The sequence below is a fragment of the [Brevibacterium] flavum genome (assembly GCF_019317305.1).
Taxonomy (GTDB): domain Bacteria; phylum Actinomycetota; class Actinomycetes; order Mycobacteriales; family Mycobacteriaceae; genus Corynebacterium; species Corynebacterium glutamicum.
Genome location: NZ_CP079240.1, coordinates 1,390,322 through 1,413,244, shown reverse-complemented (window position 1 = coordinate 1,413,244; position 22,923 = coordinate 1,390,322). Strand labels below are relative to the sequence as shown.

The 22,923-nt window shown below is 54.1% G+C and carries 21 protein-coding genes and 1 pseudogene; 5 read left to right on the top strand and 17 right to left on the bottom strand.

Annotated features, from left to right (window positions below; translation table 11 throughout):
• The first annotated feature begins 4 nt into the window (after positions 1-4).
• Positions 5-715 (top strand): L-lysine exporter, encoded by a 711-nt coding sequence (gene lysE, locus KW808_RS06850; protein ID WP_003854734.1) that lies wholly within the window; start codon positions 5-7, stop codon positions 713-715.
• Here lysE and mgrA read toward each other — a convergent pair.
• From mgrA to KW808_RS06800, 10 genes and pseudogenes are all read right to left on the bottom strand, one after another.
• The gene (gene mgrA / locus KW808_RS06845) at positions 712-1,797 is read right to left on the bottom strand and encodes an L-glyceraldehyde 3-phosphate reductase (protein ID WP_003861413.1); all 1,086 of its coding nucleotides are present in this window, start codon (positions 1,795-1,797) and stop codon (positions 712-714) included. The two genes, lysE and mgrA, sit on opposite strands and share 4 nt — an antisense overlap.
• 108 nt (positions 1,798-1,905) lie before the next feature.
• A complete protein-coding gene (locus tag KW808_RS06840) occupies positions 1,906-2,484 on the bottom strand; it encodes an NADPH-dependent F420 reductase (protein WP_170844363.1) in 579 nt (192 codons plus the stop codon).
• Positions 2,485-2,699: 215 nt separating this feature from the next.
• Positions 2,700-4,205, bottom strand: coding sequence for an Asp-tRNA(Asn)/Glu-tRNA(Gln) amidotransferase subunit GatB (gatB, locus tag KW808_RS06835; protein WP_003861409.1), 1,506 nt, complete (start codon positions 4,203-4,205; stop codon positions 2,700-2,702).
• Between the two features lie 213 nt (positions 4,206-4,418).
• Complete coding sequence (locus KW808_RS06830; RefSeq protein ID WP_003854741.1) at positions 4,419-5,426, bottom strand: bile acid:sodium symporter family protein; 1,008 nt, start codon at positions 5,424-5,426, stop codon at positions 4,419-4,421.
• 123 nt (positions 5,427-5,549) lie between these two features.
• Positions 5,550-6,566 (bottom strand): iron-siderophore ABC transporter substrate-binding protein, encoded by a 1,017-nt coding sequence (locus tag KW808_RS06825; protein WP_003861407.1) that lies wholly within the window; start codon positions 6,564-6,566, stop codon positions 5,550-5,552.
• A gap of 276 nt (positions 6,567-6,842) precedes the next feature.
• Entirely contained in the window at positions 6,843-7,481 is a 639-nt protein-coding gene (locus KW808_RS06820; protein WP_003861405.1) for a GNAT family N-acetyltransferase, read from the bottom strand.
• Between the two features lie 151 nt (positions 7,482-7,632).
• A complete protein-coding gene (rbsD, locus tag KW808_RS06815) occupies positions 7,633-7,962 on the bottom strand; it encodes a D-ribose pyranase (RefSeq protein WP_044394345.1) in 330 nt (109 codons plus the stop codon).
• Positions 7,953-8,744: pseudogene (locus tag KW808_RS06810) on the bottom strand (ATP-binding cassette domain-containing protein); the annotation flags it as partial. The pseudogene KW808_RS06810 and the gene rbsD, both read right to left, overlap by 10 nt.
• Positions 8,731-9,840 (bottom strand): LacI family DNA-binding transcriptional regulator, encoded by a 1,110-nt coding sequence (locus KW808_RS06805; RefSeq protein WP_003861400.1) that lies wholly within the window; start codon positions 9,838-9,840, stop codon positions 8,731-8,733. The gene KW808_RS06805 and the pseudogene KW808_RS06810, both read right to left, overlap by 14 nt.
• 251 nt (positions 9,841-10,091) lie before the next feature.
• Positions 10,092-11,123, bottom strand: coding sequence for a 6-phosphofructokinase (locus KW808_RS06800; RefSeq protein ID WP_003861398.1), 1,032 nt, complete (start codon positions 11,121-11,123; stop codon positions 10,092-10,094).
• A 266-nt stretch (positions 11,124-11,389) separates the two neighbouring features.
• Between KW808_RS06800 and KW808_RS06795 the strand changes: the two genes are divergently transcribed.
• Positions 11,390-11,710 carry a hypothetical protein gene (locus KW808_RS06795; protein WP_011014230.1) on the top strand — a complete coding sequence of 107 codons (321 nt, stop codon included), beginning with the start codon at positions 11,390-11,392 and terminating at the stop codon, positions 11,708-11,710.
• A 344-nt stretch (positions 11,711-12,054) separates the two neighbouring features.
• Here the strand turns inward: KW808_RS06795 and KW808_RS06790 are convergent, their stop codons facing one another.
• From KW808_RS06790 to gatC, 3 genes are all read right to left on the bottom strand, one after another.
• A complete protein-coding gene (locus KW808_RS06790; protein ID WP_003861394.1) occupies positions 12,055-12,906 on the bottom strand; it encodes a siderophore-interacting protein in 852 nt (283 codons plus the stop codon).
• A gap of 151 nt (positions 12,907-13,057) precedes the next feature.
• Positions 13,058-14,551, bottom strand: a complete 1,494-nt coding sequence (gene gatA / locus KW808_RS06785; RefSeq protein ID WP_003861392.1) for an Asp-tRNA(Asn)/Glu-tRNA(Gln) amidotransferase subunit GatA — start codon at positions 14,549-14,551, stop codon at positions 13,058-13,060.
• 5 nt (positions 14,552-14,556) lie between these two features.
• Entirely contained in the window at positions 14,557-14,856 is a 300-nt protein-coding gene (gene gatC, locus KW808_RS06780; RefSeq protein WP_003854761.1) for an Asp-tRNA(Asn)/Glu-tRNA(Gln) amidotransferase subunit GatC, read from the bottom strand.
• A 222-nt stretch (positions 14,857-15,078) separates the two neighbouring features.
• On the opposite strand from gatC, the gene KW808_RS06775 reads away from it, so the two are divergent.
• Positions 15,079-15,744, top strand: coding sequence for an ACT domain-containing protein (locus tag KW808_RS06775; RefSeq protein ID WP_003861389.1), 666 nt, complete (start codon positions 15,079-15,081; stop codon positions 15,742-15,744).
• A 59-nt stretch (positions 15,745-15,803) separates the two neighbouring features.
• Here KW808_RS06775 and ligA read toward each other — a convergent pair whose 3' ends face one another.
• Positions 15,804-17,846, bottom strand: a complete 2,043-nt coding sequence (gene ligA, locus KW808_RS06770) for an NAD-dependent DNA ligase LigA (RefSeq protein WP_003861388.1) — start codon at positions 17,844-17,846, stop codon at positions 15,804-15,806.
• A gap of 157 nt (positions 17,847-18,003) precedes the next feature.
• Between ligA and KW808_RS06765 the strand changes: the two genes are divergently transcribed.
• Together KW808_RS06765 and KW808_RS06760 are read left to right on the top strand one after the other, a co-directional pair.
• Positions 18,004-18,717, top strand: coding sequence for a 3'-5' exonuclease (locus tag KW808_RS06765; protein WP_003861387.1), 714 nt, complete (start codon positions 18,004-18,006; stop codon positions 18,715-18,717).
• A gap of 74 nt (positions 18,718-18,791) precedes the next feature.
• Positions 18,792-20,255 (top strand): DHA2 family efflux MFS transporter permease subunit, encoded by a 1,464-nt coding sequence (locus KW808_RS06760; RefSeq protein ID WP_003854772.1) that lies wholly within the window; start codon positions 18,792-18,794, stop codon positions 20,253-20,255.
• Here the strand turns inward: KW808_RS06760 and KW808_RS06755 are convergent.
• The 3 genes from KW808_RS06755 to KW808_RS06745 form a co-directional block, all read right to left on the bottom strand.
• Positions 20,252-21,244: a uroporphyrinogen decarboxylase/cobalamine-independent methonine synthase family protein gene (locus KW808_RS06755; protein ID WP_003861384.1), complete on the bottom strand. Its 993-nt coding sequence runs from the start codon at positions 21,242-21,244 to the stop codon at positions 20,252-20,254. The genes KW808_RS06760 and KW808_RS06755 overlap by 4 nt on opposite strands.
• A gap of 5 nt (positions 21,245-21,249) precedes the next feature.
• The gene (mnmA, locus tag KW808_RS06750; protein ID WP_003861382.1) at positions 21,250-22,347 is read right to left on the bottom strand and encodes a tRNA 2-thiouridine(34) synthase MnmA; all 1,098 of its coding nucleotides are present in this window, start codon (positions 22,345-22,347) and stop codon (positions 21,250-21,252) included.
• 131 nt (positions 22,348-22,478) lie between these two features.
• On the bottom strand, positions 22,479-22,877 hold the full coding sequence (locus tag KW808_RS06745; protein WP_003861380.1) for a hypothetical protein: 399 nt from the start codon (positions 22,875-22,877) through the stop codon (positions 22,479-22,481).
• Positions 22,878-22,923: the final 46 nt, after the last annotated feature.

Sequence of the window (22,923 nt, the reverse complement as noted above, 5' to 3'; positions counted from 1 at the left end):
CACGATGGTGATCATGGAAATCTTCATTACAGGTCTGCTTTTGGGGGCCAGTCTTTTGCTGTCCATCGGACCGCAGAATGTACTGGTGATTAAACAAGGAATTAAGCGCGAAGGACTCATTGCGGTTCTTCTCGTGTGTTTAATTTCTGACGTCTTTTTGTTCATCGCCGGCACCTTGGGCGTTGATCTTTTGTCCAATGCCGCGCCGATCGTGCTCGATATTATGCGCTGGGGTGGTATCGCTTACCTGTTATGGTTTGCCGTCATGGCAGCGAAAGACGCCATGACAAACAAGGTGGAAGCGCCACAGATCATTGAAGAAACAGAACCAACCGTGCCCGATGACACGCCTTTGGGCGGTTCGGCGGTGGCCACTGACACGCGCAACCGGGTGCGGGTGGAGGTGAGCGTCGATAAGCAGCGGGTTTGGGTAAAGCCCATGTTGATGGCAATCGTGCTGACCTGGTTGAACCCGAATGCGTATTTGGACGCGTTTGTGTTTATCGGCGGCGTCGGCGCGCAATACGGCGACACCGGACGGTGGATTTTCGCCGCTGGCGCGTTCGCGGCAAGCCTGATCTGGTTCCCGCTGGTGGGTTTCGGCGCAGCAGCATTGTCACGCCCGCTGTCCAGCCCCAAGGTGTGGCGCTGGATCAACGTCGTCGTGGCAGTTGTGATGACCGCATTGGCCATCAAACTGATGTTGATGGGTTAGTTTTCGCGGGTTTTGGAATCGGTGGCCTTCGCCCAAATGTTGATGCCGGCGTCGTGGGAAATCTCATCGATCGCCTCCAACTCGGCGTCGGAAAACTCCAAGTTGTTGAGTGAATCAAGGCTGTTGTCCAGCTGCTCAACTGACGAAGCACCAATCAATGCACTGGTCACGGTATCCGCGCCGTACTCTCCTTGCTCGCGCAGCACCCATGCAAGCGCCATCTGCGCAAGTGACTGCCCGCGTTCCTGAGCGATGTCATTGAGCTTGCGGACCATATCAATATTGTTCACGTTCAACATGCCCTCAGACAGGGACTTACCCTGGCTGGCGCGGGAACCCTCTGGAATTCCATCGAGATATTTGTCCGTGAGCAAGCCCTGCGCAAGTGGTGAGAAAGCAATGACGCCAAGACCATTGTTGGCAGCTGACTGCAGCAGATTCTCGCCGTCATCGCCTGGCTCCTCTACCCAACGATTAATGATGGAATAACTTGGCTGGTGAATCAGCAACGGGCAGCCCTCCTCCGCCATGAACTCAGCAGCCTCCGCTGTGAGCTCTGGACCGTAGGAAGAAATACCCACGTAAAGAGCCTTTCCAGACGCAACAATGTCACGCAATGCGTACATGGTTTCTTCCAAAGGAGTGTCTGGGTCCGGGCGGTGGTGGTAGAAAATATCCACGTAATCCAAGCCGAGGCGAGTCAGGGACTGATCAAGGGAACTCACCAGATACTTTCGGGAACCACCAAAACCATAAGGTCCAGGCCACATATCCCAACCCGCCTTGGAAGAAATGATCAACTCATCGCGGTGGTTTTTGAGATCCTCACGCAAAATCCTGCCAAAGTTTGTCTCTGCGGAACCTGCTGGAGGGCCATAGTTATTAGCCAAATCGAAGTGGGTGACTCCCCTATCAAACGCGCGGTGAATAATGCTGCGCTGCGTTGAAAGCGGCTTGTCATCACCGAAGTTGTGCCACAGCCCAAGCGAAATTGCCGGAAGCTTCAGCCCAGAATTTCCCACCCTGCGGTAGATCATGTCGTCATAGCGATTGTCTGCTGGTTGATATGCCATGACTGCCATTGTGCTCAGTTTGTCTCGTTTGTGCCACGGCTTTGTGCATCTGGATGCAAAAAAGCAGCCAACCCGAGGTGGGTTGACTGCTTTTATCAGTGCTTTTGAGGCTGGGTGTTACTTGACCAGGCCGAATCCGCCGGTCCATCCGATCTTCTCGGAACCTGCAAGGGTGAGCTGCAGGAAACCAACTGCTTCAAGCTCGTGTGCACGCTTGAGGGAACCAGCGTCAAGGGCGTCGAGGCCGCCAGCGTTGACGTCGGTGATAAGAGCGTTCTTTGCGTCTTCATCATCGCCTGCAACTAAAACGGTGGTGGTGATATCGCTAACCTTGCCGGTAGCCAAAGTGGCTGCGAAGTTGGTGTTGAAAGCCTTCAAAACGCGGGAGGTTGGAAGCTGAGCCTGGATCTCAGCGGTTGCAGAAGAACCAACTGGAACTACGAGGGAATCGAAGGTCTCGAAGTTAAGTGGGTTGGTGATATCGATAACGGTCTTGCCTGCGAGAGCATCCTTGTGGCTTGCAATGATGGACTCTACTGCTGGGTAAGGAACAGCAAGGATAACAACGTCACCGTTGATGGTTGCGGTGCCAGAATCTGCAGAGCCGATGTGTTCTACAGTTGCACCACCCTTGGTGAGGACGCCTGCGATTGCGGTGCCCATGTTGCCGCGGCCGAAGATGGTGTAAGTGGTCATTGTGTTGTTCTCCTTGTGTGAAATGGTTTCACATTGTGTCATTGCCGGGGAAGCCTTCTTGTTTCCGAAGAGCTTGTTGAGCAGTTCTTTGATCATGAACACAACACTAGACCCTAATTACTTGATGCGTCAAGCAATTAGTTAAAAAGAAATGCTCCCCCGAAGGGAAGCAGTCCTTTAATGCGAGACTTTTAGCAGCTCAACGGCAAAAAAGCTTAAGCCAACTTCTTTGCGATCAGCTGGTTCACCTGAGCCGGGTCAGCCTTACCGCGGGTCGCCTTCATGACAGCACCAACGATGGCGCCGGTGACCTTGGTGTTGCCTGCGCGGTACTTCTCCACGATGTCTGGGTTTGCGGCCAAGGCATCATCGACAGCCTTTTCAATTGCGCCGTCATCGCGAACAACTTCCAGTCCACGAGCAGCAACAACTGCGTCAACGTCGCCTTCGCCAGCGATAACGCCGTCGATAGCCTGACGTGCCAGCTTATTGGTCAGCTTGCCTTCAGAAACAAGCGCAACGACGCGAGCAACGTGAGCTGGCGCAACACCGAGAGCGTCGAGCTCGACACCAGACTCGTTGGCCTTCTGGGAGATGTAAGAAACCCACCAAGCACGAGCTTCATCAGGAGTGGTACCCGCTTCCACGGTCTCGATGATGAGGTCGAGTGCATTGGCATTGATGAGGTCGCGCATCTCGGCGTCGGAAAGCTTCCACTCTTCCTGGATACGTGCACGGCGAACCCAAGGCAGCTCTGGAAGAGTTGCGCGGATTTCTTCCACCCACTCGCGAGGCGCGATCACTGGAGGCAGGTCAGGATCGTTGAAGTAACGGTAATCTTCAGCGGTTTCCTTTGGACGACCCTTGGAGGTACTTCCGTCGGCCTCCTGGTAGTGGCGGGTTTCCTGATCAATCACGCCACCGTTGTCCAGCACCTGAGCCTGGCGCTGCATCTCAAAGGTGATGGCCTGCTCAACGGACTTCAGGGAGTTGATGTTCTTGGTTTCGGTACGGGTGCCGAATTCCTCCTGGCCGATCGGGCGCAGGGACAGGTTGGCGTCGACACGCATAGAACCCTGATCCAAGCGGCCGTCGGACACGCCGAGCGCCTTAACCAGATCGCGCAGTGCGGAGACATAAGCCTTAGCGATCTCTGGAGCGCGAGCGCCAGCGCCTTCAATTGGCTTGGTGACAACCTCAATCAGAGGGACGCCTGCACGGTTGCAGTCCACCAAAGAAGCGGTTGCGCCGTGAATACGACCAGAAGTACCACCCAGGTGGGTGAGCTTTCCGGTGTCTTCCTCCATGTGAGCGCGTTCGATTTCCACACGCCACTCGGTGCCGTCCTCCAGAACAACATCCAGGTAGCCGTCGTATGCGATTGGCTCGTCATACTGGGAGATCTGGTAGTTCTTAGGCTGATCCGGGTAGAAGTAGTTCTTACGTGCAAAGCGTGAGGACTCAGCGATGCTGCAGTTCAGCGCCAGTCCAATCTTAATTGCCCACTCCACGCCCTTGGCGTTAACAACAGGAAGTGCGCCTGGGAGACCCAAAGAAACTGGGTCAACATTGCTATTGGGTTCAGCGCCAAAGTGTGCAGAAGATGCAGAGAACATCTTGGTCTCAGTGCCCAGTTCGACGTGGACCTCAAGTCCCATCACCGGGTCATATTTCTCTAGAACTTCATCGAAGTCCATCAGATCATAAAAGGCTGCAGTCATGGGTCATTATTCTAGTCATCATTGTGCAAGCATGTTGTCATGGGGTGGCACGGTCCATTTCTGACAGCGCTCCCCCGGCTCGGATTGCTGCTTAATTGAGGTCGAAGGTGGCTTTAGAAACACTTTAGAGAAGCCAAAGACCGCCTGATTTTCACGAGAAAACCGGGCGGGCTAGTTGGCCTGACTCTTAAAGAGTTTTAGGAGCGAAGCCTTTTAAGAAGCGGCCTTCTCCGAGGCAGCCTTTTCTGAAGCCACCTTCTCCGCAGCCCTCTTATCGGACGCCCTGCACAATGCAGCAAGAAGTGCTCCGGAAAGGTTGTGCCAGACAGAGAAGATAGCGCCTGGCAGAGCAGACATTGGTGACATGTACTGGGATGCGAGTCCAGCTGCGAGGCCGGAGTTTTGCATACCGACCTCAATCGCGGTAGTGCGTCGAGCTGCAGCAGGCTGCCCAGTGAATTTCGCAGCGAGGTATCCCAGGGAGTAGCCGAGGGTGTTGTGAATAATCACGGCAGCCAGCACGAGCAGTCCTGCTTCGAGGATTTTGTCCCTTGAGCCAGCGACCACGATGGCAACGATCAATGAAATCGCAATGACTGAAATCCATGGCAAAAGAGGCAAAACCTTGCCAATGAGTGTCGGGAAGATCAACCGCACAACAAGTCCGCCCACGACTGGGATCAGCACAACTTGGACGATGGATACAGCCATATCAGCGGCATTAAGTGGCATGTATTGCCCCGCCAGCCACAGGGTAAGCAGTGGAGTGAAAATTGGAGCAAGCAGCGTGGAGATGGAAGTCATGGTGACAGACAGCGCAACATCACCACGGGACAGGTAAGACACCACGTTGGAGGAAGTTCCGCCAGGTGCACAACCAACCAAGATGACACCGGCCGCAATTTCCGCAGGCAGCTGCAAAACCCAGACCACCAGCAATGCGATCAGGGGCATGATGACAAACTGGGCGATCACGCCGATAAGAACTGGGAGTGGGCGTTTAGCAACGAGTGCGAAGTCAACTGGCTTCAAGGTCAGGCCCATGGAGAACATGATGATTCCCAGCAAAGGATTGACCCACGAAGAAATATTGAGCACAACATCCGAGGCTGTGAATCCGATGATGCCGCCAATGATGACCAAGACCGGGAATCCTAATGCAGCGATATATGCTGCCCGGTCTTCCGATTTCGGTGTTTTGAGTTCAACTTGAGTACTCATGTGCTCCCTAACTTATAGCGTGAAGAACTTCCCAATACCTGAGACGTTTCTATTATTTTGTCTCAAAATTATGCCCACAGGCAAATAATTTGACCACGACCCCCTGCCCGCACCACTGGACCACTATTCCCCTGCGTGCTCCTCCAGAAGTGGCACCAAGGCGTCTAACGCGAACCGAGTGGACTGCGGGGAGCCCAAAGAAAACGCATTGGAAATCTCACGGGGCATCACAAAGGAACGGCCGTCGCGAGTGGCGGTCAACATCTGCCATGGCACCTGCTCTGCCATTTCCTCAGGAGTCATACCGATGGCAAAGCCGACAACCAGGTCGGAATCCACAACGCCGAAGGTCTCTTCACTGAATTTGATGGAGAAACCCGTATCGCCAGGTTCCTGTTTAGCCAGCTCAGGGTTTTCTTGGAAGCCCAGATCCAACAAGGTATCTACACGGTTGGAACCCTTAATGTATGCACCCCAGCTGGTTGCCGTTGCAGATACAGCAGCCGCGGTCTTCTCAGACCAGCCCGGGTGAGCTGCACGAATATCAGCAGTGAGCTGCTCGTATTCAGCGTTCACTTCTTCACCACGTTCAGCCTGCCCCAGAGCGGTGGCAATCATCGTTACCTGCTCAGCGCGTGGGGTGAGGTAGCTATCGCCGCCTTCTGGAACGCCGATGGTCGGTGCGATTGAAGACAACTTGTCATAGCGTTCCTGGTCGCCAGAGCTGCGCACGTCCAAAATCAGATCCGGTTCAAGCGCTGCAATCTTTTCATACTCCGGTTCCATGGTTCCGATTATTTCTGGCGCTTCATCGTAGGCAGAATCCTCAATCCACGGTCCCACGCCTTCACCACCGAATGCGAGCCAATCTGATGCACCCACAGGCTGCACACCGAATTCCAGCGCAGCCTCAGCATCTCCCCAACCCAGGGCAACGACGCGTTCTGGTTGGCTTTCCACAGTGACATCACCGAATTTGGTCGCGATGGACACTGGGTATGCCCCATCGGCAGATGATGTCACGTTAGCGCTAGATTCACTCTCCGATTCGGTCGATGAGCAACTCACCATACCCAACGCCATTCCCGCAACCACCACAATCGATGCAGCTGACTTAAATAAACTGACACGCTTTTTCATTGGCACTCGTCCCCTCAGGATAAGAATAAAGTATGCAAACCTTACCTAACCTGTTCGAGAATACTGTGATCGGGCGCCAAAAATAGCCCCCGATGGGCGACTTCACCCCTCGACTTCGCGCGCTCAACTTCTCATCACACGACTTCAGTCAACAAAGTCCCGATTCCCTACTGAAGTCGCCTCCTAAAACGCAAACCACCAATCCCAAATAAAAAAACCGGCGCCCATTGTGAATGATGAATTCACAGTAAGCGCCGGTTTGGGTGAACAAAGGGGCTAGCTGGCGTCGAAAAGCGATGCCTCGTTGGGAATGATGGGAACCTGCATGTGACGGTACAGTCGCTCCATGAGCGTCAGTTTGACGGCAGGCCATTCATCGTTGGTGATGGAATAGATGACGGTGTCGCGGACGGTGCCGTCAGGGTGGATGCGATGTTTGCGTAGTACGCCGTCTTGTTTTGCTCCGAGTCGTTCGATTGCGGCGCGGGAGCGGTGGTTGTGCCAGTTCGTTCGGAATTCCACGGCATTGACACCGAGGTCTTCAAAAGCGCGCTGCAACTGCAGGAATTTCACCGAGGGGTTGATGCCGGCTCCTTGGACATGGGCAGCCATCCATGTGCGTCCAATTTCCAGCCGTTTATTCGCATGGTCAAAGGTATGAAATGAGGTCATGCCAACGGCACGGCCTGTTGCAGCGGAAATGATTGCCCAAGGCGCACACAGTCCGTCCGCATGTTCGGCTAGGCGGCGGTCAATTTCCTCCGCCATGCCCTCTGGGGTGGGTAGAGCGACGAACCAATGGCGCCACAATTCTTGTGAGGCGACAGCTTCCTGGAGATCCTGAGTCCACTGATGTGACAGTGGTTCTAAGATCACCGCGTCGTTCGTCAGACGCGGGTTTTGTGCGAATTGCATGAGATGAATATAGTCATAGAATCGCGTTTTGTCCTATTTCTAGAGAAAATCCAGGTTAAAAGCATTAAATTCATTGCTTTTCGACGTCAAAATGCACCCGTTTTGCAGCGCTTGGGGCGCCGCAAAACAGGTGCACAAAAACGACACTTTCTTAGAAAGCTACGCCTGATTTGAAGATCACATTCGCATACGCAGTGGTCTCCCCTGTTCGAATGACAAAGGCACATCCCGCGAGCTGGGCTTTCAGCTCTTCATGCGTGACAACTTCCACATCCGTATCCACCATTTCGCGGATACGTTCGGGTGTCCCTTCGGCAATCACCGCGCCTTCCACAACGACTTCCGGCTTGAGAGCATTCAGTACTTGTTCAAAGGTGGGGATCCCAAACACGAGTGCCAAATCGATGATCTCTACGTGTTCTGGGATGGGCAATCCGCAATCTGCCACTGCCCAGGTATCGGTGTGCCCGAGCCGCGCGATGGCGCACTACGCGGATACTGGTTTTCAATGCTACGACCCACCATCAGCCGCACCAGCTCATCTTCATCAGTATCCGCTGGCAGCTCCGCGATGAACTGGCCATCACACAGCACAGAGACGGTATCGCCGATGCGCGCGATCTCATCCAAGTGGTGCGAAATAAACACCATGGCCACGCCTTTTTCTTTCAGCTGATCCACCACTTTGAATAACTGATCAATTTCACGACTAGTCAACGCTGCAGTGGGCTCATCCAAAATCAATATCCGCGCATTCATGGACAACGCCTTGGCGATCTCCACCATCTGCTGCCTAGCGATTCCTAAAGAACCCACCTGAGCATTCAGATCCACATCCACGCCGATGAGATCCAGCGCCGCCTGTGCCTGCCTGCGCAAATGTTTGAAATTGACCAAACCCCACTTCCGCGGAGTGCGACCCAGCATGACGTTTTCCGCCACCGTCATCGTGGGCACCAGATTCAATTCCTGGTGAATCGTAGCGATGCCAAAAGACTCAGCAGTTTTCGTATCAGGCAAAGTCGCGGGCTTTCCATCCACCAAAATCTGCCCGCCATCAGGCTGATACACACCCGACATCATCTTGATCAGCGTAGATTTACCCGCACCATTTTCACCCAACAGCGCAAGCACCCTGCCAGGGCGAACATCGATGCTCACCTGATTAATGACGTTGACTGGGCCAAACGACTTGGAAACTTTATCCAACTGAAGGATTGGTGCAGGATCATGCTGGTGAAGCGCTTGTTCAGAGTTCACCATCTAGGCTCACCTCGTGTTGCGTGTTCTGTGCGGCTTTCGCGGCTGCTTTTTGGGCTGCTTTTGCTGCCTTTGCGGCGGCCTTTTGGGAAACCGCCGTTGATCCATGGATGCTGAGCTGCGTTGGAATCACCACAGATTTTTGCGCGGTGTCCCCATTGATCAGCTTCTGCAGAATCTCAAACGCACGCTTACCGATCTCTTGTACGTGCTGGTCAATGATGCTCAGCGGTGGATTCTGCAGCCGGAAAATTGGGTTGTTATCAAACCCAATGAGCTGCACATCCTCACCGATCTTCAAATTCATCTCATGAAGAGCCAACAACGCACCGATGGTCATCATGGAGTCACCAGCGATAATCGCATTGGCTCCCTGCTTGATCAGCACCTTGATGCCGTCATATCCAGATTCTTGGCGGTAGCCACCGTAATAGACAGATGCTCCGACGATGCCGCGGTCCACGCATAGTTTTTCAAAAGTGTTAAGACGCAGCTGACCAGTGGAAGTATCCTGCGGGCCGGCAAGGTAGCCCAATTGCACGTCAGCTGCCAGGAGTAAGTCCACAGCTTCAGTCATGCCCGGAACTGGATCTGAGGTAACCGAAGGAATAGACGAGTTAACAAAACTACGGTCTGCCAGCACTACTGGCACTCCCCTGTTAACCAAGTCAGTGACTTGTTCCTCTGACTGAATGTGTGGCACCACGATGATTCCATCGAGGCGTTGGTCATCCATGATCGCCAAAGTCTGACCAAGCAGCTCTGGGTTTTCTTCAGAGTTGGACAAAATGGTGGACACCCCAGCTTCACGAGCAGCTTTTTGAATCGATGCTGCTAGTGAGGAGAAATATGGGTTCTCAATGTTTGGAATGATGACACCGATGGTGTCTGTCCTCGACTTCCGCAATGCACGAGCTTGGGCATTGGGACGGTAGTTCAGCTTTTGAGCGGCTTCAACCACTCGGATGCGTGTGGATTCCGGAATGCTCGCGTTGTTGGCCAATGCCCGGGACACCGTGCTGACTGAAAGCTGTGTTGCTTGCGCGATGTCTTTGAGCGTGGTGGCCCGCTTCTTCGGGCTGGAGGTTTCGGAAGCCATCTCCTCACCACCTTTCTGGAAGGTACCCCTATTATGGGATAAGGAACGTAAATGCAATCGATTGCATTGTGTTTAAGATGAACTTATCCCCACTCCCCCACGAAAGTCAAGCCTAGGTCACAGTCTAAGCATCAATGGATCTATGCCACTTGATTTCACTTACTTGCACTTTCCTTACGGCATGAAAAAACAGCCCCTCCACCTCAATGGGCGAAAGAGCTGTTATTGGCTGTTGATAAAAGCCCGAAAAACTATCCAAACATTGCCTGGGCAGTAACCCAGCGCTCGAATGGAACTTCCTTCAAGGTTCCGACGGCATCTTCAAAGGTGATCATCTCAATGCTCTCACCCTTCAAAGCAACAACCTTGTCAAAGCTTCCCTCATGGCACGCACGAGCTGCACGAACACCATAACGAGTGGCCAGAACACGGTCGAAAGCAGTTGGGGTTCCACCACGTTGAATGTGGCCAAGAACGGTCGTACGAACATCGTGGCCGAGGCGCACGTGGATCTCATCAGCGATCTGCTGTCCAATTCCAGTGAAGGTCTTGTGACCGAACTGGTCAATGTGGCCTTCACGAAGCTCCATGGTGCCTTCGCGTGGCAACGCACCTTCCGCAACGACGATAATGCCGTACTTCTCGCCCATCTGGAAGCGACGTTCCATCGCCTTGCAGATCTCTGCAATATCGAAAGGCACTTCTGGAATAACGGTGTAGTGAGCACCGCCGGCCATACCTGCGTGCAGAGCAATCCAACCCACGTGGCGGCCCATGACCTCCACGATCATCACACGGTTGTGAGATTCAGCAGTGGTGTGCAGGCGGTCAACAGCGTCGGTAGCCACTGCCACAGCAGTATCGAAACCGAAGGTGAAGTCAGTGCCATTCACGTCATTGTCAATGGTCTTTGGGACACCGACAACAGGGATACCGTTATCAGACAGCCACTTGGCACCCTTCAGGGTTCCTTCGCCACCGATTGGGATAAGGGCATCGATGCCGGCGTCTTCTAAGTTGGCCTTAATCTGATCAATTCCGGCCTTAAACTTGTCCGGATGGAGGCGACCAGTGCCCAAAATGGTGCCGCCTCGAAGGAGGATTCGGTCAATATCTTCATCGTCATACAGCTGTACGCGACGATCGGCTAACAGTCCTTCCCAACCGTCTTGATAACCAACGACGGTGGAGCCAAATTCATTGCTGGCTGTGCGGACGATTCCTCGGATGACGGCGTTTAGTCCGGGGCAGTCGCCGCCTGACGTGAGAGTAGCAATTCGCATGTCTTCCATATTAAACCCATCACAACACCCGCGCCGGAACAATCACGCAAAAATAAGAGAATCACAGGGGTTGACAGGCCGAAAAACTGTCTCTGACCACCTTATTTAACCGCCGGAGCTGCAGTTTCATTAACAAATCGACATTGTCCGAGCGGGCATGTGGTGTACTGCACAATTTTTGGTCGGACACATTTTTGCCCCCATTGGGCTGTCGGATCAGATCAAGAAAACCCCGCGGAAAAATTTTGTCTCTAGACTGGCTCACCATGGAAATGAAATTGAAAAAGGCATCCCAGGTCAGCACTGCCACCGTCGTCGCAGCAGGTTTGATCGGCGGTTGGTTGACTGCCCGTGAATCCGGCATTCGCCCACTGGGCACCATTCCATTGGCAGCATCCGGAGCGCTTGCTGCACGAAGCTGGAATGAAAAGAAGGGTCCTGCAGTAGCTACTGGCCTGCTGGCAACCTACGTTGGTGCATTTGGCCTGTCCCACCCACTTGCCAAGAAGATTGGCGCGTGGCCTGCAGTTCTTACTGTGACCGCTGGCGCTGCTGCGATTGCTTACGCAGTATCTGACTCCCAGTAATAATTACGGTAAAAAACTTATCGGCGCGACTCTTATTAGAGGTCGCCCCAGATTTCTGTTTGGAATCACACTAGGCAATTTAAGCGACCGAATATCTGGAATGGGTAAAAGGTATGCCCACGGGGTGTTAAGGCCCGCAAATGGCGTTCTGTGGCGTCGAGATATTCCGGTTCCGGGGCAGTTTTACCGCAGTCACATGGCGAACTCGCAGAAGGAAACCAAAATCATTCCGGGCTACTCGAGTTTTGGCCTGATTCGCACGTTTTTCAGGCCTCGAAACGAGCTTTTTAAACCAATGGGAGCTGGGAAAACACGTCCGTTGGTCTTTCTAGAACCCCTTGCCCTTATGCCTTGCTGAGCGCGAGTTCTTCTGCCTCATTTTGCTCATTGAACTCCCGCTTGGAGGCCTGCCACTGGTTTTCGGTCATGCCAAGGCGCCAGTATCCGGAAATGGATGCATCAGCTTTGTCTACGTTGCCTTCCACAAAGAGGAATTTGCGGGTTTCCTTCACCATTTCGGCGACGCCGTGGATGAACCAGGAAGTTTTCTTGGTTGGGTAGCCGTCCTGGCGGAGGGCGTCGATAAGCAATGTACCGTGGGTGGCGCCGTCGCGGGACACCCAGACAACCTCGATGTTGTCACTGGCTGGGGCGTTGAAACGCGCTTCGTTGGAGGAGATTTCAATGAAGGCTTTGGCGGTGGTGCCGACGGGTAGGTGTTCTAAGGCTGCGAAAATTGCGGGTGCTGCGGCTTCATCGCCTGCGAGAACGTAGTGCTCATAGGTGGTTTCTGGCTTCCATGCGCCACCTGGGCCACCGAACGCGATGACATCACCTACCTGTGCCTGCTGCGCCCAAGGACCGGCAAGGCCGTCGGTGCCGTGCGCAACGAAATCTATGTCAAATGTGCCTGCGACAGTGTCAACCGTGCGGAAAGTGTAGGTGCGGCGCACTGGTTGCAGCTCGCGGGGCTGGGTTTCCGCAATTTCTGCCATGTCGAAAGGCCAGGAGTAATCCGCACCTGCTGGCACGAAGAGGATCTTGATGTAATGGTCCGTGAACCCCAGGTCGGCGCCAACGATTTCTGGGCAGTCGAAGCTGAAGCGGATGAGATCGGGGGAAATTTGACGCACACCAGTGACGGTTGCTGTCTTGATTTTCATTTCGCGTCGTTTGCGGGGCGCTGGAGTGTTCATGGAAAACCTCTTATCGATATATCTTTAACTGACCTAGGCAAGCCTAACAAAAATTCAGGAAATGCGTAAGAGGCACCCCCACAAAAGAAAAAATTGGCCGCCCGCGCACAGTCATGCGAGGGCAGCCAATTTCTTAAAAAGGGTTTAGAACCTACTTGCGTCCAGCTTCAAAAGCAGCGCCGACGCGGTAGAGACGATCGTCCTGGAAAGCAGGAGCCATCAGCTGCAAACCAACAGGCAGACCAGTATCTGATGCCAAGCCGGAAGGCAGGGACATGCCCGCGAGACCAGCCAGGTTCAGTGGCAGGGTGCACAAGTCGAAGTTGTACATCTCCAGCGGATCGGTGACCTTCTCCCCCAGCTTGAACGCGGTGGTTGGAGTGGTTGGGGACACCAAGATGTCGACCTGCTCGTAAGCCTTGGCGAAGTCCTGTGCAATGAGGGTACGAACGCGCTGAGCCTGCAGGTAGTACGCGTCGTAGTAACCAACAGACAACGCGTAAGTGCCGAGGATGATACGGCGCTTAACCTCAGGGCCGAATCCCTGCGCACGGGTGTACGCCATGACCTCATCGGCGGAACGAGTTCCGTCATCACCAGCGCGCAAACCGTAACGCATGCCGTCAAAACGCGCGAGGTTGGAGGAAACTTCACAAGGAAGAATCAGGTAGTACGCGCCAAGAGCGTCATCAAAGTGAGGGCAATCAACCTCAACGATTTCCGCACCCTGGGAGCGCATCTGCTCAACAGAAGCGTGGAATGCCTCAAGCACGCCAGGCTGGTAGCCGTCGCGGTCGAACTGCTTGACCACACCGACCTTCACGCCCTTCAGGTCACCGTTCGCGCCTTCACGGGCAGCCTGCACAACAGGAGCAACCGGACGATTCACGGAAGTCGCATCAAAAGCGTCGTGGCCTGCGATAACCTCGTGCAAAAGCGCGGTATCCAGAACAGTACGAGCGGTTGGGCCACCCTGATCCAGGGAGGACGCACACGCAATCAGACCGTAACGGGATACGGTTCCGTAGGTTGGCTTCACACCAACAGTGTTGGTCAGCGCAGCTGGCTGACGGATGGATCCACCAGTGTCAGTACCAATCGCAAGTGGCGCCTGACCTGCAGCAAGAGCAGCCGAAGAGCCACCACCAGAACCACCTGCGGTGCGCTCCAGATCCCACGGATTGTGGGTTGGGCCGTATGCGGAGTTCTCAGTGGAGGAACCCATCGCAAACTCATCCATGTTGGTCTTACCCAAAATTGGGATGCCAGCCTCACGGATCTTGCGGGTCACAGTCGCGTCATAAGGGCTCATGTAGCCCTCAAGCATCTTCGATGCCGCCGTGGTCGGCGCATCAGTGGTGGTAAAGACATCCTTCAGCGCAAGCGGCACGCCAGCCAAAGCCGAGGCAGGTGCCTCTCCAGCGTCTAGACGCTTATCGACGTCATCCGCCGCGTTCAGGGCCTCCTCCTGGCCAACGTGGAGAAATGCATGAATATCGCCGTCAACCGCAGCAATGCGATCTAGGTGCGCTTGAGTAGCCTCGCGGGAAGTTACCTCGCGGGAATGAATAAGACCTGCCAGCTCTGCTGCGGTCTTTGTGGTCAGCTCGTTTTCAGAGCCTTCAACCAGGTACTTGTTGGTCATAATTATTAGTCGCCCTCACCCAGAATCTGTGGAACCATAAAACGTCCATCCTCGACAGCGGGCGCTTGGTCCAACGCAGCCGCAGCATCGAGGGTCTTGTGCACGACATCTTCACGCATGGTGGTGGCGATGCTGTGCGGGTGGCTCATAGGCTCAACACCTGCGGCGTCGACGTTTTGAACTGCGGAAACATATCCGACAATGTCATCGATCTGTCCAGCAAACTGCTCGAGTTCTTCCTCAGTGAGCGCCAGTCTGGAAAGTTTGGCAAGGTGAGCGACCTGGTCGCGCGAAATCTCAGGCACTTGGTTTCTGATCCTCTTCGCTAGTCACAATGGGTACAAGAAAATTTAACTTGCGCACGCATGCGCAACTGTTGGTTTATCTTACTGCACGAGGTGGACACGCATCGGCGAGGGTATAACCATGAGCCAAAATCAATAAGGTGTTTTTCAGCCTGAGGTAAAAATACGGTGGTACTGTCGAAACCAATCATCCCCTAGTTTTGAAAAGAAGGAAGCGAGCCAATGTCATTCCTGATCCGCGTCCTGTTGTCCGACACCCCAGGCAGCCTCGCGTTACTCGCTGAAGCCCTTGGGATTGTAGAGGCCAATATTCAATCCGTGGACGTGGTGGAACGCTTCCCCAATGGCACGGTCATGGACGATCTGGTGATCTCCATCCCTCGCGATGTCATGGCAGACACCATCATCACCGCAGCTGAAGAAGTCGACGGCGTGGAGATCGATTCCATCCGCCCATTCTCCGGGACTGTTGACCGCCGCGGACAGATCCAAATGCTGGCTGCTGTTGCTCACCAACGCCGCGATATCACCGCAGCGATGGAAGAAATGGTCGATGTCATCCCCCGCACCATGACCTCTGGTTGGGCTTTGGTCATTGACCTAAAAGGACCCATCACTCGCATCGCTGGTTCCCTAGCTGCGCCCGAAGATGACGGCACCGTTCCGGAGAACATCGTTCTCAAAGAAGCTCGCATGCTCAACCCGGAAAACGATCCGTGGATTCCAGAGTCCTGGACACTGCTTGATTCTTCCCTTGCCATCGCTCCGATCGGCAAGCACGGCCTGGCTCTGATTATCGGTCGCCCTGGTGGCCCTGATTTCTTGGCCAGCGAAGTAGAGCACTTAGGCCAAGTCGGTGACATTATCGGAGCAATGCTTCAAAAATAATCTGAGCTGTTTAAAAAATGCCCCAAGGAAGATGTTCCTTGGGGCATTTTCATGTGCGACTATTCGTCAGCTGAGCCGGTATTTAGCAAACGGACGAATCCTGCCTCATCCAGAATGCGCAGCCCTAGTTCTTCTGCCTTGGTGGCCTTGGAACCTGCGTTTTCACCAACCACCACGTAGTCAGTTTTCTTCGAGACAGATCCAGTGGCTTTTCCGCCACGGGAGATGATGGCTTCCTTCACCGAATCTCTGGTGAAGCCTTCCAATCCTCCGGTGACCACGATGGTTAGGCCTTCAAGGGTTTGTTCAGCGACCTCCCCTACTTCTTCCTCCATAGTCACACCAGCGGCTGCCCACTTGTCCACGATGGCCTTGTGCCAATCAACCTCGAACCAGTCCTTGAAGGATTGGGCAATGATGGTACCTACTCCATCGGTTTCGGAGAGTTCCTCGAGGGGGGCGTCGATAAGCGCCTGGATGGAGTGGTAGCGACCTGCAAGGGCGCGCGCTGCGGTGGGGCCTACGTGCCTGATAGATAGTGCCACGAGGACTCGCCAGAGGTCGGTCTGCTTGGATTTTTGCAGGTTGTCCAGCAGTTTCTTGCCGCTGGCATTTACTTTGCCGGCGTTGGTGGTGTAGACATTGGAGCTCAACAGATCGTCCTCTGTGAGGTCGAACAGGCCAGACTCGTCAAGCAAAATGCCGGTGCGGATGAGGTCTTCAGCGCCCTTTTCGCCCAATGCTTCAATATCAAAAGCGCCACGACCAGCAAGGTAGGTCAAACGCGTGGACAGCTGACCTGGACAGCTTTGCATGTTGGGGCAACGCCAATCCACGTCATCGGCCTTCGCGGGCGCCAGACGGGTACCGCATTCTGGGCACAGCGTTGGGAAGATGTACTCGCGCTCTGTGCCGTCACGAAGCTCTACGACAGGGCCAAGCACCTCTGGGATAACCTCGCCCGCCTTGCGGATAACCACGGTGTCACCAATGAGCACGCCTTTACGCTTGACTTCGCTCTGGTTATGCAGCGTCGCCATTGACACCGTTGATCCTGCAACAAGAACAGGCTCCATGACCGCGAATGGGGTGACACGGCCGGTGCGACCAACGCCAACCTGAATATCAAGCAGCTTGGTGGTGACCTCCTCCGGAGGGTACTTGTACGCAATGGCCCAGCGAGGCGCGCGGCTGGTGGAACCCAAAGCACGCTGAGATGCGATGTCATCGACCTTAATCACCAGGCCATCCATCTCATGGAGTGCGTCGTGGCGGTGATCAGCCCAGTAGCTGACCTTTTTCACCACATCTTCTGGATCAGTCACAGCCTCTGTGTACGGCGAGGTGGGCAAACCCCAGGCAGCCAATGCCAGATACGCATCATGCTGAGACGCAGGGCTAAAGCCTTCAGTGAAACCGATGCCATGGCTGATCATCCGCAGGCGACGCTTCTTCACGTCCTCAATATTTTTCTGACGCAGAGAACCAGCCGCAGCATTACGCGGGTTGGCAAACGGCTTGCCACCATCAGCAATGCGCTGCGCGTTGACCTCTGGGAAATCCTCCACAGTGATGAACACCTCACCGCGAATCTCCAGCACAGCAGGCACAGGATATTCATCAGTGCCCTGAAGCTGGTGCGGGATATCTTCGATCACGCGAGCATTGGCCGTGATGTCCTCACCCACGCGACCATCACCACGAGTAGCCGCACGCTCTAACTGGCCATTGCGATACACCAAGTCGATGGACAAGCCATCAATTTTCAACTCCGTCAAATACTGCTTGGCTGGCGTCCTGCCCAACCAATCACGCAACTCCTGCTCATCAAAAACATTGTCCAAGCTGAGCATTCGCTCCAAGTGCTCAACATTGTCAAAGCTTGATTGCTCTGCCACCGGAGCGCCCACAACCATGGTGGGGCTATCAGGGACGGCGAGCTCCGGGTGGTCTTCTTCCAACTGCTGAAGCTGCTTAAAAAGCGCATCAAAATCAGCATCAGGGATCTCTGGCTGTTCGTTGTAATAACGATCTCGGTGATAACGAACCTTCTCGGCTAAGTCGTTCCACGTTCTACGCAGTTGAGCATTATCTTCAGTCACGGTTCCCGATTCTAACCCTAAGGGTGGACACGGCCATTCGCACAGGTGCTCGGAAAGCTAAAACTCACGTCAAAATTCGCGTATGAATGGGTGCAGACCTGCTTAAAACCGTACCGGGGGCACCCGGTGTCCCATGCGACTATTAGGGTTAGGAACCATGAACTCACCAAGCAATCCATCTCCCACCGTCCCAAGCTTCGACACCACCAAGATGCTCTCCTTCGACCTGGAAACAACGGGCGTCAATCCCTTTGACACCCGCATCGTCACCTCCGCAATGGTTACGATCACCAGCAAAGGCGCTGAGCCTATTGAGCTATTGGCTGACCCCGGCATCGAAATCCCCGAGGCCGCCACTGCAGTCCACGGCATCACCACCGAACATGCCCGCGCCAACGGCCGTCCGCACGATGAGGTGTTAGCCGAAACCATCTCCAGGCTGCGCGCCGGCTGGCAGGCAGGACTGTCGGTCATTGTCTTCAACGCATCCTATGACCTGACCGTATTAAGAAACCATGATCCAAGCTTCACCATCGACGGCCTAGTTTATGACCCCTTCGTTATCGACAAAGTCAAAGACCGTTACCGCAAAGGCAAGCGCACACTCACTGATATGTGTGCTCACTACGACGTTCAATTAGGCAACGCCCACGAAGCCACCTCAGATGCGCTCGCAGCCGCTCGCATCGCCTGGAAGCAGGTCCGCCTGTGGCCAGAACTCACCAAGATGACAGGCGAAGAACTCATGGAGTTCCAAGCAGTCAACTATTACGAGCAACAAAAGAGCTTCCGTAGCTATCTCATCGGGCAAGGCCGCGATGCCAGCGATGTGAACACTTCATGGCCAGTGCAAACTGACCCCGCATCCTAAACCGCGCCAGATTTCTACCTCAAAGAATTGAAGGCCTTTTCCAGGCGCCCTCGTGCGTGAAAGAATAACTCAACGTGTCTGACAAAAAGCAGGATCTAACATCCTCCGCAGCAGGTAGTGCTGCACCCCAAACCAAGGCCTACCCCGCGATGCCCTTGCCTGAAAAGCAAGCTTGGCCAGCTCTAATTGCCTTGTGCATTGGGTTTTTCATGATCCTGTTGGATCAAACCATCGTGGCCGTCTCTACCCCAGCGTTACAGGCAGACATGGGCGCGTCCTACAACGAGGTCATCTGGGTAACCTCGGTGTATCTCCTCACTTTCGCGGTGCCACTGCTTGTTACTGGCCGTTTGGGCGACAAGTACGGTCCGAAAAATGTCTATGTCGCAGGCATGGTTATCTTCACAGTGAGCTCTTTGGCCTGTGGTTTGGCCCCAGACATGTTCACGTTGATTATCGCTCGTGGCGTTCAAGGTTTGGGCGCAGCCCTTTTGACTCCACAAACCATGGCAACAATCAACCGCATCTTTGCTTTTGAGCGCCGCGGTGCAGCTCTTGGAGTGTGGGGTTCTACAGCTGGCCTTGCATCCCTAGCAGGACCGATCCTGGGTGGTGTCATCACCGAAAACTGGGGTTGGCAATGGGTCTTCTACATCAACGTGCCCATCGGCGTGATCTCGGTGATCGCAGTAATGAAGTACGTTCCTGAATTCCCACCGCTGACCCGACCGCTTGATCCGCTTTCTATCGTGTTGTCCATCGTGGCCGTATTCTTCCTGGTGTTTGCTTTCCAGGAAGGCGAAGGCGCTGGCTGGGCAGCATGGGTGTGGATCATGATCGTTGCCGCCTTTGCGCTCTTTGCGTGGTTTATCTACCAACAAAGCAGGGCCGAGAAATCCGGAAACGATCCTCTCGTCCCACTGGAGATTTTCAAGTTTAGAAACTTCAGCCTCGGCAATATCTGCATCATGGCCATGGGATTCACCGTGGCTGGTACTCCTCTGCCCATCATGTTGTACTTCCAGCAAGCACACGGAATGAACGCCATGGAAGCGGGTTTCATGATGGTTCCTCAAGCTCTCATGGCAGCAGTACTGTCACCATTTGTTGGAAAGCTGGTTGATCGATCCAACCCTGGACTCATGGCAGCCCTCGGTTTTAGCACAGTGGCTGTGTCCATTGTACTGCTGTCAATGGTAATGATTTTCGATACGGGTCTAGTCTGGGCACTTGTTTCGATGACTTTGCTCGGCATCGGAAACGCCTTTGTGTGGGCACCGAACTCGACCTCCACTATGCGCGACCTGCCACACAAGTTCATGGGAGCGGGCTCTGGAGTGTTCAATACAACCCGCCAATTAGGTTCAGTCATCGGCGCCGCTGCCATCGGCGCAGTAATGCAGATTCGACTGGCAGCAGGCGATGAGGGCGCAGCTTTTGGTCAAGCACTTCTACTTGCCGCTGCGGTGCTGGTTATCGGCATTGTGGCATCAACGATGGCAGGAAAAAATGCACACCCAGCGCCGGTAAAGCCTTAAAGGTCGCCTGAATCCTTCGACAACATCTCCGACATCACCCGGGCCATGCGATAAGCCTGCGCGGCCTCAGTGATGGTCCCCTGCACCAAATCCTCACCCGGATGAATATCAACAGCATCCACGAGATAGTTTCGGCCCACACCTAAACGATCAAAAAAGCGTGCTACCTCAACGGCCTTTTGCCGCGGTCGCTCGAGCAGTTCATCTACGACATCTTTTCCTGTCGTAATGCCCAAACCAAGACGAATTCCACTGGTGATGGTTTCACCAAAACCATCCAAATGTTCATTTCCACGGACTTGATCCATGGAAATCTGCACAGTATCGGCGCCCGCACCCCGAGCCACATCCCAAGTAGGAATCTGGCCGGTGAGGTTGAGATATGTCGGCCCCTCAATCGAGCTAAAGACCTGCTGCAAACGTTCACTGGCATCAGCGACATTCACCGCAGGAATAATGTCAAAGGTGGAAGTGCCAGGGAGGGAGCCGTCGATAAGCGATTTCAGCTCCGGCTCATCAATTTGCACCTGCACTTCGGCGCGAAATCGCCCAGCAACCTTGCGTGCATGCGCATCGATGCCGACGATCAGCGCCTGCGTGAGATCACGCATCGCACCGCGATCAGACAAAACGCGATGGCCATTGGCCAACTCAATGCGCGCACCTAAAGTCCAGGGACCAGCAACTTGGATTTTTAGCTTGTCGACGCCCGTTCCCCAGGTTTCCTCGCACGCATCCAAATCCATGTCAAGGAAATCGCCGGTCAGGTGCGTCAATCTGCTGGGGCGTGTGCTCATCACCCAAGATCGGGCCCCGCGATCAACGTTGATCATGTCCAGCAGACCGACGGTTCGACCGATCAGATCAGCACCCAAACCTCGCGCCGGAAGCTGAGGAATATGGAGAAGATCGCCCGTTTCACCCTGAATAATGTCGGCGGCTTCCGCGGCGGATTTTCCAGGAAGCTCACCTAAACCATAAGCGCCCAATTTTCTTAAGACTCCGTGTGGCAGATGGTGCCTGATCCAAGAACGATGTCACCATCCGCGTCAGGCAGGTACAGCACTGCTGCCTGGCCGCGAGCAACACCCTGAAGAGGTTCATTGAGGTTGAGCACCATGAAATCAGCGTCACGATCAATCGTCGCAGAGCAGGAAACTACTCCACCGTGTGCGCGGACCTGGACTTCGCAATCGATCTGTCCGTCCATCGCTGGATGGAGGAACTTCAAACGATCGGCGTGGATGGTGCTGATCTTCAGGTTTTCGCGAGTACCAACGGTGACGGTGCCGGTCTTGGCATCAATATCGGTGACGTAACGTGGACGACCATCGGCTGCTGGAGCCTTAATGTCAAGGCCCTTGCGCTGACCAATGGTGAATTCATGGACACCAGCGTGCTCACGGAGCTGCGTGCCTTCCTGATCCACGATCATGCCCGGACGCATACCGATGTGCTTGCCCAAGAACGCCTGGGTGTTGCCATCCGGAATGAAGCAAATGTCGTAGGAGTCTGGCTTCTTTGCCACAGAGAAACCTGCAGCACTGGCCTCTTCACGGATTTCAGGCTTGATGGTATCGCCGACTGGGAACATGCAGTGCTCGATCTCATGAGCGCCAAGCACACCAAGCACGTAAGACTGATCCTTGTTGGGATCAACTCCGCGACGCAAGTAGCCATCGCCACCATCAGCAGGCTGGGTCAAGCGCGCGTAGTGGCCGGTAACCACTGCATCGAAACCAAGCGCGATGCCACGCTCAAGCAAGGCGGCAAACTTGATTTTCTCATTACAACGCAGGCAAGGGTTTGGAGTCTCACCGATCGCGTAAGAATCAATGAAGTTGTCGATCACATCTTCCTTGAAACGATCCGAGAAATCCCAGACATAAAACGGGATACCCAACTTGTCACACACGCGACGAGCATCAGCGGAATCTTCCAGAGAGCAGCAACCGCGCGAAGACTCACGCACCGTTTGCGGATCTTGCGACAACGCCAAATGCACGCCAACCACTTCATGACCAGCTGCGACCGCGCGTGACGCCGCGACGGCGGAATCAACGCCTCCACTCATTGCTGCAAGAACCCGCATGATCTCCCCTCTACAAAGCTTTCTGCCTACGTTTACTTAATTAATCTCAACAACGTAGCGTATCCGCATGTTCCCGAAATCCCGAATTTCTTTTACTTGGGGAGGATTTTCAAGCTTTCGCGGTTGAGCATTCACTCTTCCTCTAAATCTGACGCAAGTAAATCTGATGCAAGCGAAAACATGCTGAAATACTCCACCTTTGAGTGCTTTTTTATTAGAGCCCGGATGACCGCGTAAATACCCATGCTGAGTTCATCCATGTCTTCATCCGCATTTGAATTGATAGTGAACCTATATTCAATGAGCGAAATTGTGCGGTCTTGGATGTCTGTGCTGTCTCCGAACATTTCCACCCAGACCTTTTCAACTTCAAATGTGTCTTCCACTGAGTGTTGGACCAATATTTCATGGTGTGAGATATCGGGGTTTTCTTTCAAAAATTCAACTGCTAGTTCTTCGGAAATCTCTTGAGCCTGTTGGGTTGTAGAAAATACATAAAGCCGCTCGACATATTCTGTTTCAAATCTCATTGCTTCCGCCTCTACTATTGCGTTGCTTATCCCACAACAGGGAAAG

What these genes read in the sequence shown, in the direction of transcription:
- lysE (WP_003854734.1), top strand. Translation starts at nt 5, where the DNA reads ATGGTGATCATGGAAATCTTCATTACAGGTCTGCTTTTGGGGGCCAGT.
- mgrA (WP_003861413.1), bottom strand. Translation starts at nt 1,797, where the DNA reads ATGGCAGTCATGGCATATCAACCAGCAGACAATCGCTATGACGACATG.
- KW808_RS06840 (WP_170844363.1), bottom strand. Translation starts at nt 2,484, where the DNA reads ATGACCACTTACACCATCTTCGGCCGCGGCAACATGGGCACCGCAATC.
- gatB (WP_003861409.1), bottom strand. Translation starts at nt 4,205, where the DNA reads ATGACTGCAGCCTTTTATGATCTGATGGACTTCGATGAAGTTCTAGAG.
- KW808_RS06830 (WP_003854741.1), bottom strand. Translation starts at nt 5,426, where the DNA reads ATGAGTACTCAAGTTGAACTCAAAACACCGAAATCGGAAGACCGGGCA.
- KW808_RS06825 (WP_003861407.1), bottom strand. Translation starts at nt 6,566, where the DNA reads ATGAAAAAGCGTGTCAGTTTATTTAAGTCAGCTGCATCGATTGTGGTG.
- KW808_RS06820 (WP_003861405.1), bottom strand. Translation starts at nt 7,481, where the DNA reads ATGCAATTCGCACAAAACCCGCGTCTGACGAACGACGCGGTGATCTTA.
- KW808_RS06805 (WP_003861400.1), bottom strand. Translation starts at nt 9,840, where the DNA reads ATGGCTTCCGAAACCTCCAGCCCGAAGAAGCGGGCCACCACGCTCAAA.
- KW808_RS06800 (WP_003861398.1), bottom strand. Translation starts at nt 11,123, where the DNA reads ATGCGAATTGCTACTCTCACGTCAGGCGGCGACTGCCCCGGACTAAAC.
- KW808_RS06795 (WP_011014230.1), top strand. Translation starts at nt 11,390, where the DNA reads ATGGAAATGAAATTGAAAAAGGCATCCCAGGTCAGCACTGCCACCGTC.
- KW808_RS06790 (WP_003861394.1), bottom strand. Translation starts at nt 12,906, where the DNA reads ATGAACACTCCAGCGCCCCGCAAACGACGCGAAATGAAAATCAAGACA.
- gatA (WP_003861392.1), bottom strand. Translation starts at nt 14,551, where the DNA reads ATGACCAACAAGTACCTGGTTGAAGGCTCTGAAAACGAGCTGACCACA.
- KW808_RS06775 (WP_003861389.1), top strand. Translation starts at nt 15,079, where the DNA reads ATGTCATTCCTGATCCGCGTCCTGTTGTCCGACACCCCAGGCAGCCTC.
- KW808_RS06765 (WP_003861387.1), top strand. Translation starts at nt 18,004, where the DNA reads ATGAACTCACCAAGCAATCCATCTCCCACCGTCCCAAGCTTCGACACC.
- mnmA (WP_003861382.1), bottom strand. Translation starts at nt 22,347, where the DNA reads ATGCGGGTTCTTGCAGCAATGAGTGGAGGCGTTGATTCCGCCGTCGCG.
- KW808_RS06745 (WP_003861380.1), bottom strand. Translation starts at nt 22,877, where the DNA reads ATGAGATTTGAAACAGAATATGTCGAGCGGCTTTATGTATTTTCTACA.